The organism is Methylobacterium radiodurans (assembly GCF_003173735.1).
Taxonomy (GTDB): domain Bacteria; phylum Pseudomonadota; class Alphaproteobacteria; order Rhizobiales; family Beijerinckiaceae; genus Methylobacterium; species Methylobacterium radiodurans.
In genome coordinates this window covers 5,361,925-5,375,397 of sequence record NZ_CP029551.1, presented here as the reverse complement: position 1 = coordinate 5,375,397, position 13,473 = coordinate 5,361,925, and the positions used below count along the sequence as shown (strand labels likewise).

Annotated in this window: 10 protein-coding genes; 7 read left to right on the top strand and 3 right to left on the bottom strand. The window is 70.6% G+C overall.

Annotated features, from left to right (window positions below):
* Positions 1-8: 8 nt before the first annotated feature.
* Positions 9-1,442, top strand: a complete 1,434-nt coding sequence (locus DK427_RS25210; RefSeq protein ID WP_109953775.1) for a glutamate synthase subunit beta — start codon at positions 9-11, stop codon at positions 1,440-1,442.
* Between the two features lie 161 nt (positions 1,443-1,603).
* On the opposite strand, the gene DK427_RS25205 is transcribed toward DK427_RS25210, so the two are convergent.
* A complete protein-coding gene (locus DK427_RS25205; RefSeq protein ID WP_109953774.1) occupies positions 1,604-2,989 on the bottom strand; it encodes an SGNH/GDSL hydrolase family protein in 1,386 nt (461 codons plus the stop codon).
* A gap of 94 nt (positions 2,990-3,083) precedes the next feature.
* Positions 3,084-4,757 carry an electron transfer flavoprotein-ubiquinone oxidoreductase gene (locus DK427_RS25200; RefSeq protein WP_109953773.1) on the bottom strand — a complete coding sequence of 558 codons (1,674 nt, stop codon included), beginning with the start codon at positions 4,755-4,757 and terminating at the stop codon, positions 3,084-3,086.
* A gap of 201 nt (positions 4,758-4,958) precedes the next feature.
* On the opposite strand from DK427_RS25200, the gene DK427_RS25195 reads away from it, so the two are divergent.
* The 3 genes from DK427_RS25195 to DK427_RS25185 all read left to right on the top strand — a co-directional run bounded on the left by DK427_RS25195 (position 4,959) and on the right by DK427_RS25185 (position 7,295).
* The gene (locus DK427_RS25195) at positions 4,959-5,825 is read left to right on the top strand and encodes a uracil-DNA glycosylase (protein ID WP_109953772.1); all 867 of its coding nucleotides are present in this window, start codon (positions 4,959-4,961) and stop codon (positions 5,823-5,825) included.
* A gap of 110 nt (positions 5,826-5,935) precedes the next feature.
* Complete coding sequence (gene ypfJ / locus DK427_RS25190) at positions 5,936-6,844, top strand: KPN_02809 family neutral zinc metallopeptidase (protein ID WP_109953771.1); 909 nt, start codon at positions 5,936-5,938, stop codon at positions 6,842-6,844.
* Between the two features lie 25 nt (positions 6,845-6,869).
* The gene (locus tag DK427_RS25185) at positions 6,870-7,295 is read left to right on the top strand and encodes a protein tyrosine phosphatase family protein (RefSeq protein WP_109953770.1); all 426 of its coding nucleotides are present in this window, start codon (positions 6,870-6,872) and stop codon (positions 7,293-7,295) included.
* Between the two features lie 254 nt (positions 7,296-7,549).
* Here the strand turns inward: DK427_RS25185 and DK427_RS25180 are convergent, their stop codons facing one another.
* On the bottom strand, positions 7,550-8,119 hold the full coding sequence (locus DK427_RS25180) for a TetR/AcrR family transcriptional regulator (RefSeq protein WP_109953769.1): 570 nt from the start codon (positions 8,117-8,119) through the stop codon (positions 7,550-7,552).
* Between the two features lie 100 nt (positions 8,120-8,219).
* Here DK427_RS25180 and DK427_RS25175 point away from each other — a divergent pair, with 100 nt between their 5' ends.
* From DK427_RS25175 to DK427_RS25165, 3 genes are read left to right on the top strand one after another with little or no spacing between them, the layout of a single operon-like run.
* Positions 8,220-9,311 (top strand): efflux RND transporter periplasmic adaptor subunit, encoded by a 1,092-nt coding sequence (locus tag DK427_RS25175; protein WP_245930715.1) that lies wholly within the window; start codon positions 8,220-8,222, stop codon positions 9,309-9,311.
* On the top strand, positions 9,308-10,378 hold the full coding sequence (locus DK427_RS25170) for an efflux RND transporter periplasmic adaptor subunit (protein ID WP_109953767.1): 1,071 nt from the start codon (positions 9,308-9,310) through the stop codon (positions 10,376-10,378). Before DK427_RS25175 ends, DK427_RS25170 begins: the two co-directional genes overlap by 4 nt.
* Positions 10,378-13,470, top strand: coding sequence for an efflux RND transporter permease subunit (locus DK427_RS25165; RefSeq protein WP_109953766.1), 3,093 nt, complete (start codon positions 10,378-10,380; stop codon positions 13,468-13,470). Before DK427_RS25170 ends, DK427_RS25165 begins: the two co-directional genes overlap by 1 nt.
* Positions 13,471-13,473: the final 3 nt, after the last annotated feature.

Below are 13,473 nucleotides of genomic sequence, written 5' to 3'. Positions count from 1 at the left end.
GCTGACCGATGGGCAAGATCACAGGCTTCCTCGAATTCGACCGGCAGGAGCAGAAGTACCAGCTCGCCGCCGACCGGATCCGGCACTTCCGCGAGTTCACGCTGCCGCTCGACGAGCACGATCTCACCAAGCAGGCGGCACGCTGCATGGATTGCGGCATCCCGTTCTGCCACGGTCCGACGGGCTGCCCGGTGCACAACCAGATCCCGGACTGGAACGACCTCGTCTTCCAGTCGGACTGGGAGGAGGCCGCGCGCAACCTGCACTCGACCAACAACTTCCCCGAATTCACCGGCCGCGTCTGCCCCGCCCCCTGCGAGGAGGCCTGCACGCTGAACCTCGAGAACCAGCCGGTCGCCATCAAGACGATCGAGCAGGCCATCGCCGACCGGGCCTGGAACATGGGCTGGGTCAAGCCCGAGCCGGCCGAGACCCGCACCGGCAAGCGCGTGGCGATCGTGGGCTCGGGCCCGGCGGGCATGGCCGCCGCCCAGCAGCTCGCCCGGGTGGGCCACGACGTCCACGTCTTCGAGCGCGAGCCGAAGGCAGGCGGTCTGCTCCGCTACGGCATCCCGGACTTCAAGATGGAGAAGCGTCACATCGACCGGCGCGTGAAGCAGATGGAGGCCGAGGGCGTCGTCTTCCACTACAACCAGAACATCGGCGTGACGAAATCCGTCGAGGAGCTGAAGGCCGAGTTCGACGCGGTGATGTTCTGCGGCGGCGCCGAGGATCCGCGCAATCCGCAGCTGCCGAACCAGGATCTGGAGGGCGTGCACTACGCGATGCCCTACCTCGTCCAGTCGAACCGGCGCGTGGCCGCCGAGCCGATGCCCGGCAATGGCGAGCCGCCGATCGTCGCGGCCGGCAAGAACGTCGTCGTCATCGGCGGTGGCGACACGGCCTCGGACTGCGTCGGCACCGCCTTCCGCCAGGGCGCCCTCTCGGTGACGCAGCTCGACATCCGGCCGCGCCCGCCGGAGCGCGAGGACAAGCTGTCCGTGTGGCCCTATTGGCCGACCAAGATGCGGACCTCGTCCAGCCAAGCCGAGGGCGCCGAGCGCGAGTTCCAGGCCGCGACCCTGCGGCTGGAGGCCAACAAGAAGGGCCGCGTTACCGGCGTGGTCTGCGCCCGCGTGGACGAGAAGCGCCAGCCGATCCCGGGCACCGAGTTCGTCCTGCCGGCCGACCTCGTCTTCATGGCGATCGGCTTCGCGGGCTCAGTCCAGAAGGGCCTGCTGGAGCAGTCCGGTGTCGCGATGACGAAGCGCGGCAACATCGATGCGAACGATGAGGACTACCGCACCTCCGACCCGAAGGTCTGGGCGGCGGGCGACATGCGCCGGGGTCAGTCGCTGATCGTCTGGGCGATCCGCGAGGGCCGTCAGGCCGCCCGCGCCATCGACGAGCACCTGATGGGCGCGACCATCCTGCCGCGGTAGGTTTCGGGGATTTCAAAGGGCCTTCAGGCCCTTTGGCGGGGTCCCGGGGCGCGCAGCCCCGGGATTGAAAGCTCCGCCCCGGTAGAGCCGGGGCGGAGCTTTCAAGAGCAGGGTTCCACCCTGCACCCGCGAAAGGCCGCAGGCCTTTCGAAACCGGGACTTCAGCCCGGCGGCCAGCGGAAATCGTCGGCCCGGCCCGGCTGCGGCAGGGGGGCGGCGCCGCGCTGGAGGGCGCGGTCGACGTTGCCCGAGGGGTCGCCGTCCTGCGGGCGACCGCTGATCAGCGCGCCGCCCGGCGAGATCTCGGCGCGGCCGAGCGGCACCACGGGGCCAGCGGCAGGCTTCACCGGCAGGGCCGGAATGCCGGGCGGCTCGGGCAGGCTCGGCAGCATCGCGGTGATCTGGCGGTCGATCGTTGCCACGTCGTCAAGCTTGGCCGGGCTGCCGTCGAGGCCGGGGCTGGGTGCGGCCGAAACGGCGGCGGGCGCCTCCGGCGCCGGCGCCGCGCTGCCCATCAGGCGCTTCAGCTCCACATCGACGAAGTGGGCGAGCTTGCGCGCGCCCGCATGGGTGAAATGCACGCCGTCGGAGGTGCGCAGCTTCGCCGTCTGGCCTTCGAGATCGGGACCCGACACGGTGTAGCGGTTCCGATCGTCCACGAAGCCCGGCCAGACATCGACCCAGATCCCCCCCTCGCGCTGCACCACCTCGCGGACGATGTCGTTGATCGCGGCGAGATCCCGGGTCAGGCTCTCGCTGCGCATCGGTGGCGCGCTCACCCAGATCAGCGGCAGCTTGCGGCCGCGGAACACCGTCACGAGCGCCGCGGCGCGGGCGCGGTAGATCTCGCGCCAGCGCTCGCTCAGCGGCTCGAAGCTCTCCTCGCCCTCGCGGATCGCCTGCCGGTCGTTGGCGCCCAGCATCACCACCGCGTAGGCGACCTTCGGATTGCTCTTCAGATAATCCTCAGCCGCCTTCGGCCAGTCGACCACGTCCCGGCGCACGAGGCCACTGTCGCCCCTGGCCCGGTCGATCACCGCAACGTCGGCGTTGTCCTCGAACACGTCGTCGAGGCCGCGGCTGAGATGATCGGCGAGCGAGTCGCCGAACACCGCGATCTGGACGTTGGGCTCGGTCTTGGCGACGGCTGGCTTCGGCGGCGGCGCGGTGGCGGGCCGCGTCTGCCGTTTCACCACCGGCCGGCTGCCCTCGGCGGATCGGCTTCCCTCAGGGGCGCGGGGCCGCGGGCGGCGGTAGGTCGGCTCAGCGGCGGGAGGCTGCGCCTGCGGTTGCGGACGGTCCTCCCACGGCCAGTAGAACTGGCGCTGCGCCTCCTGGGGCGGGGCGTAGCGGCGCGGGGGGGGGCGGTAGACATCCTCGCGGCTATAGTAGGCGTCGCGGGAGCGGCGTCGCGGCGCGTAGTCGGGCGCGTCGTAGCTGTCGCCCCACTGCGCGCGCACCGGAGCGCCGCCGAACGGAAGGATCGTGCCGGCCAGGAACAGGGCGGAGAGGATGCCGCCGATCCGGCTACGCCTGCTGCGCGTCATCGAGCCTCCTTGGGCCGGCCAAGGGCCGCCGCGGGCGGGACCATAGCGGAGGCGCGGGGCCGCGTCTCGGCCCGGCGCCTCCGACCGGCACCCCTCACATATTCGGGTAGTTCGGGCCGCCCGGACCCTCCGGGGTGACCCAGTTGATGTTCTGGTTCGGGTCCTTGATATCGCAGGTTTTGCAGTGGACGCAGTTCTGCGCGTTGATCTGGTAACGCACGCCGCCGCTCGCGGCCGCATCCTCCACCCACTCGTAGACGCCTGCCGGGCAGTAGCGCGCGGAGGGACCACCGAAGACGTCGTGCTCCGAGGCCTTTTGAAGCCCGAGATCCTTCACCTGCAGGTGGGGCGGCTGATCCTCCTCGTGGTTCGTGTTCGAGAGGTAGACCGAGGAGAGCCGGTCGAAGGTGAGCTTGCCATCCGGCTTCGGGTAGACGATCGGCGTCACCTCCGAGAGCGGCTTCAGGCAGGCGTGGTCGGGCTTGCCGTGGGAGAGCGTGCCGAAGGGCGAGGCGTCGAGGATGGTGTTCGACCACATGTCGAGTCCGCCGAGCCCCACGCCCACCAGCGTGCCGTACTTCGACCAGAGCGGCTTGACGTTGCGCACCGCCTTCAGGTCCTGCCCGATCGGGCTGTCGCGCCAGCCCTGCTCGTAGGCGGTCAGCTCGTCGCCCTGGCGCCCGGCCTTGAGCGCCTCACCGATCGCGTCCGCGGCCTGGATGCCGGAGAGCACCGCGTTGTGCGAGCCCTTGATGCGCGGCACGTTCACGAAGCCGGCGGAATCGCCGACGAGGCAGCCGCCCGGGAAGACGAGCTTCGGCACGGATTGCCAGCCGCCTTCCATGATGGCGCGCGCGCCGTAGCCGATGCGCTTGGCCCCCTCGAAGGTCTCGGCGATCATCGGGTGGGTCTTGAAGCGCTGGAACTCCTCGAACGGCGACAGGGTCGGGTTCTCGTAGTTCAGGTGCGTGACAAAGCCGACCGAGAGCAGGTGGTCGTCGAAATGGTAGAGCCAGGAGCCGCCGCCGGCCTTGTTCGGCAGAGGCCAGCCCATCGTGTGCTGGACGAGGCCGGGCTCGAACTTGGCCGGAGCGAGCTGCCACAGCTCCTTGACGCCGAGGCCGTATTTCTGGTGGTCGCGGCCCGCATTGAGCTTGAAGCGGTCGATCAGCGTCTTGGTGAGCGAGCCGCGCGCGCCCTCGCCGAAGATCGTGTACTTGCCGCGCAGCTCCATGCCGCGGGTGTAGTCCTCGCGCGGATCGCCCGAGCGGCCGATGCCGAGATCGCCCGTGGCGACGCCGATCACGGTGCCCCGGTCGTCGTAGAGCACCTCCGCGGCCGGGAAGCCCGGATAGATCTCGACGCCGAGCGCCTCGGCCTTCTGGCCCAGATACTTCGTCACGTTCGAGAGCGAACCGACGAAGTTGCCGTGGTTCGACATGAGCTTGGGGAAGAACAGGTTCGGCAGGGTGACGCCGCTGTTCTTGGTGAGGAACATGAACTCGTCGCGCTCGACCGCGGTCTTGAGCGGGCGCTCCGGGTCGTCCCGCCAGTCCGGCACCAGGGTGTCGAGGCCGGACGGATCGATCACCGCGCCCGAGAGGATGTGCGCGCCGACCTCGGACCCCTTCTCGACGACGACGACGCTGATCTCCTCGCCGGATTCGGCGGCGCGCTGCTTCAGGCGGATCGCCGCGGCGAGACCCGCCGGCCCCGCGCCGACGATCACCACGTCGAAATCCATGCCCTCGCGTTCGGGTAGCGCCATCGTCCGTGTCTCCTGCCTCTCGTCGGCCTTCGGCCTTGTTGTTCGTGCGCGGGCCGGTCTCGGCCCAGTCGCCCTCGGTCTCAACCCGTTCTAAGGTAGGATGGCAAGCCACGCTTGGCAGGTGAGGCGCGCCAACCTGCCGCCTCCTGTCAGCCCCGGCCCTGCGTTGTCCACAGGCTTATGATACCCCACATCAGCGTCATGACGTCTCCCGGCGACGCGCAGCACGATCTCATCGCCTATCTGGATTTCCACGCCGAGTCCGGCGTCGATGCGGCACTCGACGAGCAGCCGCACGACCGCTTCGGCGAGGCCGACGCGCCGGCTCCCGCGCCGCGCCGCGCGCCGCCTCAGGCCGCGCCCAGGCCGGCACGCCCGGCCCTGCCGCCGCGCGGCGAGGCGCCGCCCGCGCCCCGGCCGACGCCGCAGAGCACCTTCGGCCAGTCGGCGGCGGCCAAGCCCGACGAGGCGGCGAACGACGCCCGCGCCCGGGCGCGGGCGGCCGGGACGCTGGCGGAACTGGAGGCGATCCTGCGGGACTTCGACGCCTGCCCGCTGCGCTTCACCGCCAAGAACCTCGTCTTCGCCGACGGCAACCCGGAGGCCCGGGTGATGTTCGTGGGCGAGGCGCCCGGCGCCGACGAGGACCGGGTCGGCAAGCCCTTCATGGGCCGGTCCGGCCAGCTCCTCGACCGGATGATGAAGGCGATCGGCCTCGACCGCACGGAAGCCTACGTCGCCAACATCGTGCCCTGGCGCCCGCCCGGCAACCGCAACCCAACCCCGCAGGAGGTCTCGGTCTGCCGGCCCTTCATCGAGCGGCAGATCGAGCTGGTCGATCCCGACCTGATCGTCTGCCTGGGCTCTCCCTCGACCCAGACGCTGACCGGCACGAAGGACGGCATCCTGAAGGCGCGCGGGCGCTTCTTCCCCTACCGGCTGCCGAACCGCGAGGTGCGGGCGCTCGCAACGCTCCACCCGGCCTACCTGCTGCGCCAGCCCGTGCAGAAGCGGCTCGCCTGGCGCGATTTCCGCCTCCTGCGCGCCGCGCTCGACGGAAAGGCTTGACCGTACCGGCGGAACCGGGGCTTTTGCCGGGCCATTACTAACGGTCGCCGGAAGGCCGGCGGCGTGGCAGGCGGCCGCCGGTCCGGTGGCGTGGCAAGGGCGGCGGGCTCATGCGCTGGGACGATTTCCGGAGTTCCGACAACGTCGAGGATCGCCGCGGCGAGGGCGGGGGCGGCATGGGCTTCCCCGGCGGCGGCGCCGGGGGGCTCGGCATAGGCACCATCGTCGTGCTGATGATCATCGGCTGGGTCACGGGCATCAACCCGGCAATCCTGATCGGCGGCGCCGAGCAGATGACCCGCGGCGGCGGCCAGAGCCGCGAGGAGCGCGTCGATCCGCAGACGCAGCAGCGGCGCAACCAGAAGCCCACCGACGATTCTGGCCGCTTCGCCGCGAAGATCCTCGGCAACACCGAGGACGTGTGGAGCCAGATCCTGCCGAACCAGACCGGCAAGCAGTACACGCCGACCACGATGGTGCTCTACACCGGCGGCACCCGCAGCGGCTGCGGCTCGGCCCAGGCCGCGATGGGGCCGTTCTACTGCCCGCTCGACAAGAAGGTCTATCTCGACACCTCCTTCTTCCGGGAGATGGCCACGAAGTTCGGCGTGAAGGGCGACTTCGCCTACGCCTACGTCATCGCGCACGAGGTCGGCCACCACGTGCAGGACGTGCTCGGCATCCTGCCCAAGGTCCAGGCGCGCCAGCAGCAGGCGTCCAGCAAGCGCGAGGCGAACGCGCTCTCGGTGCGCGTCGAGCTGATGGCGGACTGCCTCGCGGGCGTCTGGGCCAAGAACTCGAACGACAAGTGGAACGCGCTCGAGCCCGGGGACATCGACGAGGCGCTCGCGGCCGCCAACGCGATCGGCGACGACAAGCTGCAGGAGGCCTCGCGCGGCTACGCGGTGCCCGATTCCTTCACCCACGGCTCGTCCGAGCAGCGCAAGCGCTGGTTCATGACCGGCTACAAGAGCGGCCAGACCCGCTCCTGCGACACCTTCCGCACGGCCAACAACTGACGCCGCTGCGCACCGAGGCAGGCCCATGAAGATCACCCCCGTCACGGACAAGCTCTCGGTCGCCGACCAGCCGAGCGAGGCGGAGATCGCGGCGCTCTCCGAGCGCGGCGTGCGCCTCGTCATCAACAACCGCCCGGACGGCGAGGAGGCGTCTCAGCCCGGATCCGCCGCCGAGCGGCGCGCGGCCGAGGGGGCCGGCATGGCCTATCTCGACCTGCCGGTGACGGGGCCCACCATCACCCGCGAGGCGGCCCAGCGCTTCCACGAAGCGGTCGAGGCTTCGCCCGGTCCCGTCCTCGCCCATTGCCGCGGCGGCACGCGCTCGCTCACTCTCTGGGTCATCGGCGAGGTGCTGGCGGGCCGGATGCGCCGCGAGGACGTGCGCGCCTTCGGTGCCGAGCGGGGGTTCGACCTCTCGGGCGTGGTGGCTTGGCTCGACGCGAACGCCTGAGGCGGCGTTCGGACAATCCTTCGGATACCAGCGGACCCCCTCTCCCCGCCATGCGGGGAGAGGGCCCAGCCGACCTCGTTGTCGGCTGAGCGAGCCGGCAGGCGAAGGTGAGGGGGCGGTTCCGGAAGAGCCTCCTCGGGAGATACCCCCTCACCGCTGCTCCGGCTTCGCCTGCGCTCCCCGCGGACACGACAGGGTGCCCACGGGCCTCTCCCTGCCCGGCGGGGAGAGGGGGGAGCCCTCCGGGTGGGCGCTCAGTCTTCGTCCTGCTGCGTCCCGAGCGCGCGCGCCTGCGCTTCCAGTGCGTCGAACAGCCGTCCGGCCTCCGCCCCCTCGAGCCGGTGGAAGCCCAGCGAGCGGGTGAGCATCAGCCCTAGGATCGAGAAGATCAGCGCCTCGCCCGCTCCCGAGCGGCAGCCGAGCGCTGCCATCTGCTCCAAGAGATCGGCCAGGAAGGCGCGAAAGCCTGCGACCGCCGCCGGGTTCTCGGCCGAGGCGACGAGCAGCGCGTCGGGAAAGCCGCACTCCTCCGCGTAGACCTGCCGGGCGTGGGCCACCGCCGCCAGGGGCAGCGCCGCCGGGCCGGGCGGCTGTGCGGCCAGCAGCCCGGCGATGCCGTCGCGGATCAGCCCAACCCGCCGGGCGGCGAGCGCCGCGATGAGCGCATCCTTCGAGGCGTAATGGTGCAGCACCCCGCCCTTGCTGAGGTGCGCCTCGGCGGCGACGGCGTCGATCGTCAGCGTCCGCGCGTCCGAGCGGCGCAGCAGCGCCTCGGCCGCGTCGAGGATGATCTCCGCGCGATCCGCGCGCCGGATGTGCGCCATCGTACACAACTCTCGAGAAACCGTCTGGACGGTCGGTAGGCTAGCGGATATGTCTCCCCCGCGATAGCCCAAGGGCCCCACGTTTGAGGTCATGGCAGCCGTGTCCGGTTCGTTCCCGAAATATCGCGTTGCGCTAGGCCTCGCGGCGCTGGCGTTTGCCGGTGTCACTCCCGCGGCAGCCGAGACGGTGCCGCTCCTCGCGCAGACGCTCGTGCGCACACAGGTGGCGGCCGAGACGGCGGTCTCTTCCGAGGCGGTCTTCACCGGCGACATCCAGGCCCAAGCGCAGACCAGCGTCTCGTTCCGCACGAGCGGCAAGATCGCCGAGCGCCGGGTCGAGGTCGGCGACCACGTCACCGCCGACCAAGTGCTGGCGCTGCTCGATCCGCAGGAGCAGCGCGCCAACCTCGCCAATGCCGAGGCGGTGCTGACTTCCGCAGAGGCGCAGGCGACCCAGGCCCGGCTCACCTACGAGCGCCAGAAATCGCTGCTCGCCAGCGGCTTCACCACCCGCTCCACCTACGACAACGCGGAGCAGCAGCTGCGCGTCAGCCAAGCCGCCGTCGAGTCCGCCAAGGCCGCGCTCGGCACCGCGCGCGAGCAATTCTCCTACACCGAGCTGCGGGCGGGCGTCGCCGGGATCGTGCTGAGCCGGTCCCTGGAGACCGGCCAGGTGGTCCAGGCCGGCCAGTCCGTTCTCACTGTGGCCCAGGACGGGCCGCGGGACGCGGTCTTCAACGTCTACGAGGCGCTGCTCGCAGGACCGCCGGATTCCGGGACGGTCGACGTCACCCTTCAGGCGAACCCGGACGTGCGCAGCGTGGGCACCGTGCGCGAGATCGCGCCGAGCGTCGATCCGGCCTCCGGCACCGTGCGGGTGAAGGTGGGGCTAAAGGGGACGCCCGCCGCCATGTCGCTCGGCTCCGTGGTGATCGGGCGCGGCCGTTTCGCAGAGCGCAAGGCGGTGGTACTGCCCTGGTCTGCCCTCTACCGCTGGCGCGGCCAGCCGGCCGTCTGGGTGCGCGATCCCGCCGACGGCACGGTCGCGCCGCGCGTCGTCGCGATCGAGCGCTACGCGCCGGACAGCGTCGCGCTCAAGGACGGGGTAAAGCCCGGCGAGGAGGTGGTGATCGCCGGCATCCAGTTCCTGCGCCCGGGTCTCAAGGTCACGCTCGCGGAGGCCGGCCGATGAGACCTCCGCTCGCGCTCGTCGCCCTCGCCATCCTGGCTCTCGCGGGCTGCAAGGAGGAGACGCCCGAGGCGCCGCCGGTCCGCCCGGTGCTCTACACCGTCGCGAAGGTCGTCGATACCGAGCGGTTCGGTCCCTTCGCCGGCACGGTCGAGCCGCGCTACCAGTCGCAGCTCGGCTTCCGCATCGGTGGCCGGGTGGTCGCGCGCGACGTGACGGTGGGGGACGTGGTCCGCAAGGGCCAGCGCCTCGCGGCCCTCGACCCGATCGTGACCCGTTTCGCCCTGACCCGGGCGGAGGCGGATGTTGCCGACGCCGCAGCCCAGGCCGAGAATGCCTCCGCCACCGACGTGCGGGTGCGCCGCCTGTTCGAGGGCGGCAACGTCACCCAGGCTCAGCTCGACACCGCGACCGCCAACCGCGACACCACCCAGGCCCGGCTCGCCCAGATGCGTGCGAGTCTCCAGAAGGCCCGTGACCAGATCGGCTACACCGAGCTGACGGCCGATTTTGATGGGGTCGTCACCGAGCGCCGGGCCGAGGTCGGCCAGGACGTCACCGCCGGCCAGACCATTGTGACCGTGGCCCGCCCCGAGGTGCGGGAAGCCGTGGTCGACATCCCCGAGGACCTGCTCGGGGCCATGCCGCGCGACGAGCGCTTCACCGTGGCGCTCCAGAGCGCGCCCGAGGTGACGGCGATCGGCACGGTGCGCGAGGTCGCGCCGTTTGCCGACGCCAGCACCCGCACGCGGCGCATCCGCATGACGCTGCAGGATCCGCCGGCCGCCTTCCGGCTCGGCGCGACGATCACGGTCGGGCTGACCCGCAAGGTCGCGCCGCACGTCGTGCTGCCCGAGACAGCGATCCTCAGTGCCGATGGCCGGGACGCGGTCTGGATCGTGGACGCGGCCGGCACCCGGGTCGCGCGCCGGCCCGTCACGGTCGCGGGCCGCCGCAGCGGGTTCGCCGCGCTGACCGGCGGCGTCGAGCCCGGCGAGCGCGTCGTCGTCGCCGGCACCCATTCCCTGAGCGAGGGCCAGACGGTCCGGCTCGCCGACGAGGCTCTTTGATGGACGCGCCGCGCGAGGTGCACGATGCCCGCCGGGAGGGTTTCAACCTCTCCGACTGGGCGCTCGGCCACCGCTCCTTCGTCTGGTTCCTGATGGGCGTCTGCCTGCTCGCCGGCGCGCTCGCCTACGGCAAGCTCGGCCGCGAGGAGGACCCGCCCTTCGCCATCAAGACCATGGTGGTCCAGGCCGTCTGGCCCGGCGCCACGATCGGCGACACGCTGGAGCAGGTCACCGACCGGATCGAGAAGGAATTGCAGCAGATCAACGCGCTCGACTACGTCCGCAGCTACACCACGCCCGGCAACGCCACGGTGTTCGTGCAATTCCGCGACACGACCAAGAAGGCCGAGATTCAGCCGGCCTTCTACCAGGTGCGCAAGCGCCTCGGCGACATCCAGGGCAACTTCCCGCAAGGGGTGCAGGGCCCGTTCTTCAACGACGAGTTCGGCGACGTCTACGGCAACGTCTACGCCTTCACGGCAGACGGTCTGACGCATCGGCAGCTGCGCGACTACGTGGAGGGCGTGCGCACCGAGATCCTGAAGGTGCCCAACATCGGCAAGACCCTGCTGCTCGGCACCCAGAAGGAGACGATCTACCTCGACTTCGCCACCCGGAAGCTCGCCGGCTACGGAATCGACATCCAGTCGCTGATCAGGACGCTGCAGACCCAGAACGCGGTGACCGCCTCCGGCGTCGTCCAGGCGGGGCCGGAGCGCGTCTCGGTGCGCGTGAGCGGGCAGTTCGCCTCCGAGGAATCGCTGCTCGGCCTCAACCTCCGGGTCAACGACCGCTTCTTCCGCCTCTACGACGTGGCCGAGATCAGCCGCGGCTACGAGGACCCGCCGGCCGCGATGTTCCGGGTCGACGGCCGGCCGGCGATCGGGCTCGCGATCGCCATGCGCCCGTCCGCCAACCTCCTGCATTTCGGCGAGGACCTGAAGGCGCGCATGCGGCTGATCGAGGGGAAGCTGCCGATCGGCGTCGGCGTCCACCTCGTCTCGGATCAGCCCAAGATCGTCGAGGAGGCGGTCGGCGGCTTCACCAAGGCGCTGGTCGAGGCGGTGGTGATCGTGCTGGGCGTGAGCTTCGTCAGCCTGGGGCTGCGCGCCGGGCTCGTGGTCAGCCTGTCGATCCCGCTCGTGCTCGCCATCACCTTCGTGGTGATGCAGGTGATGGACGTCACCCTCCAGCGCATCTCGCTCGGCGCCCTCATCATCGCGCTGGGCCTGCTGGTGGACGACGCGATGATCACCGTCGAGATGATGGTGGCGCGCCTCGAACTTGGGGAGAGCCTGCGCAAGGCCGCGACCTACGCCTACACCTCGACCGCCTTCCCGATGCTCACCGGTACGCTGGTGACGGTGGCTGGCTTCTTGCCGATCGGCTTCAACGGCTCGTCGGCGGGCGAGTACACCTACTCGCTCTTCGTGGTGATCGCGGCCTCGCTCTTGGTCTCGTGGATCGTCGCGGTCCTGTTCGCGCCGCTGATCGGCGTGACCATGCTGCCGAAGACCATGAAGAAGCACGACCATGAGGGGGCGCACCCGCCCGGCCGGCTCGGCCGTGCCTTCCTCGCCGTGCTGCGCGTGGCCATGCGGTTCCGGTGGATCACGGTGGCGATCTGCGTCGGGCTGATGGGTCTCGCCATGTTCGGCATGACCCACGTTCAGCAGCAGTTCTTCCCGGCCTCGGACCGCACCGAGATCCTGGTCGACATGACGCTCCCGCAGAACGCCACCATCACCGAGACGCAGGCTCAGATGGACCGCTTCGAGGAGCGGCTCCGGGGCGATCCCGATATCGAGCGCTGGTCCTCATATGTCGGCCAGGGCGCCGTGCGCTTCTACCTTCCGCTCGACCAGCAGCTGAACAACGCCTTCTTCGGGCAGATCGTCATCGTGACGAAGTCGCTGGAGGCGCGCGACCGCGTGTTCAGTCGCCTGGAGGAGATGGGCAAGCGCGACTTCGTCGGCACGGACGTGTTCGTGAACCCGCTCTCGCTCGGTCCCCCGGTCGGCCGCCCGATCCAGTACCGCCTCAGCGGGCCGGACCTCCAAGTGCTGCGCGAGCACGCGCTCGGCCTCGCCAGCGTGGTGGCCGGGAACCCGCACGTCGCGGTGCCGACCTTCGACTGGAACGAGCCCGGCAAGGTGCTGCGCGTCGAGATCCTGCAGGACAAGGCGCGGCAGCTCGGCGTGACCAGCCAGGACATCGCCGGCATCCTCAACGGCGTGGTCGGCGGCACCACGATCACGCAGGTGCGCGACTCGATCTACCTCGTGAACGTGGTGGGCCGGGCGCGGGCCGCCGAGCGCACCTCGCTCGACACGCTCCAGAGCCTTCAGGTGACGCTGGCCAACGGCACCGCGGTGCCGATCCTCGCCTTCGCCAGGATCGACTACGACCTCGAACAGCCGATCGTCTGGCGGCGCAACCGCGTGGCGACGATCACGGTCCGGGCCGCCATCACCGACACGACGCAGCCGCCGACCGTGGTGGCGGCGCTCCAGCCGGAGATCGATGCCTTCGTGAAGGCCCTGCCCGAGGGCTACACTCTGGAGACCGGCGGCGCCGTCGAGGAGGCCGGCAAGGGCCAGGGCCCGATCGCCGCGGTGGTGCCAGTGATGCTGCTCACCATGGCGGTGTTCCTGATGATCCAGCTGCAGAGCTTCGGGAAGCTGCTCTTGGTCTTCTCGGTTGCTCCGCTCGGCTTGATCGGCGTGGTGCCGGCGCTGCTCCTCTTCGACAAGCCGATGGGCTTCGTGGCGATCCTCGGCATCCTGGCGCTGATCGGCATCATCGTGCGCAACGCCGTAATTCTCGTAACGCAGATCGAGGAGTGCGAGGCGGAGGGGCTCTCGCCCTGGGACGCCGTGGTGGAGGCCACCCGCCACCGCATGCGCCCGATCCTGCTCACCGCGGCGGCGGCGAGCCTCGGCCTGATCCCGATCGCCCGCGAGGTGTTCTGGGGCCCGATGGCCTACGCGATGATCGGCGGTATCCTGGCGGCGACCGCGCTGACCCTGCTGTTCCTGCCCGCCCTCTACGTCGGCTGCTACCGCATCCGGCCGCCGGCGCGGGGCGTGTGAGCC

What these genes read in the sequence shown, in the direction of transcription:
- DK427_RS25210 (WP_109953775.1), top strand. Translation starts at nt 9, where the DNA reads ATGGGCAAGATCACAGGCTTCCTCGAATTCGACCGGCAGGAGCAGAAG.
- DK427_RS25205 (WP_109953774.1), bottom strand. Translation starts at nt 2,989, where the DNA reads ATGACGCGCAGCAGGCGTAGCCGGATCGGCGGCATCCTCTCCGCCCTG.
- DK427_RS25200 (WP_109953773.1), bottom strand. Translation starts at nt 4,757, where the DNA reads ATGGCGCTACCCGAACGCGAGGGCATGGATTTCGACGTGGTGATCGTC.
- DK427_RS25195 (WP_109953772.1), top strand. Translation starts at nt 4,959, where the DNA reads ATGACGTCTCCCGGCGACGCGCAGCACGATCTCATCGCCTATCTGGAT.
- ypfJ (WP_109953771.1), top strand. Translation starts at nt 5,936, where the DNA reads ATGCGCTGGGACGATTTCCGGAGTTCCGACAACGTCGAGGATCGCCGC.
- DK427_RS25185 (WP_109953770.1), top strand. Translation starts at nt 6,870, where the DNA reads ATGAAGATCACCCCCGTCACGGACAAGCTCTCGGTCGCCGACCAGCCG.
- DK427_RS25180 (WP_109953769.1), bottom strand. Translation starts at nt 8,119, where the DNA reads ATGGCGCACATCCGGCGCGCGGATCGCGCGGAGATCATCCTCGACGCG.
- DK427_RS25170 (WP_109953767.1), top strand. Translation starts at nt 9,308, where the DNA reads ATGAGACCTCCGCTCGCGCTCGTCGCCCTCGCCATCCTGGCTCTCGCG.
- DK427_RS25165 (WP_109953766.1), top strand. Translation starts at nt 10,378, where the DNA reads ATGGACGCGCCGCGCGAGGTGCACGATGCCCGCCGGGAGGGTTTCAAC.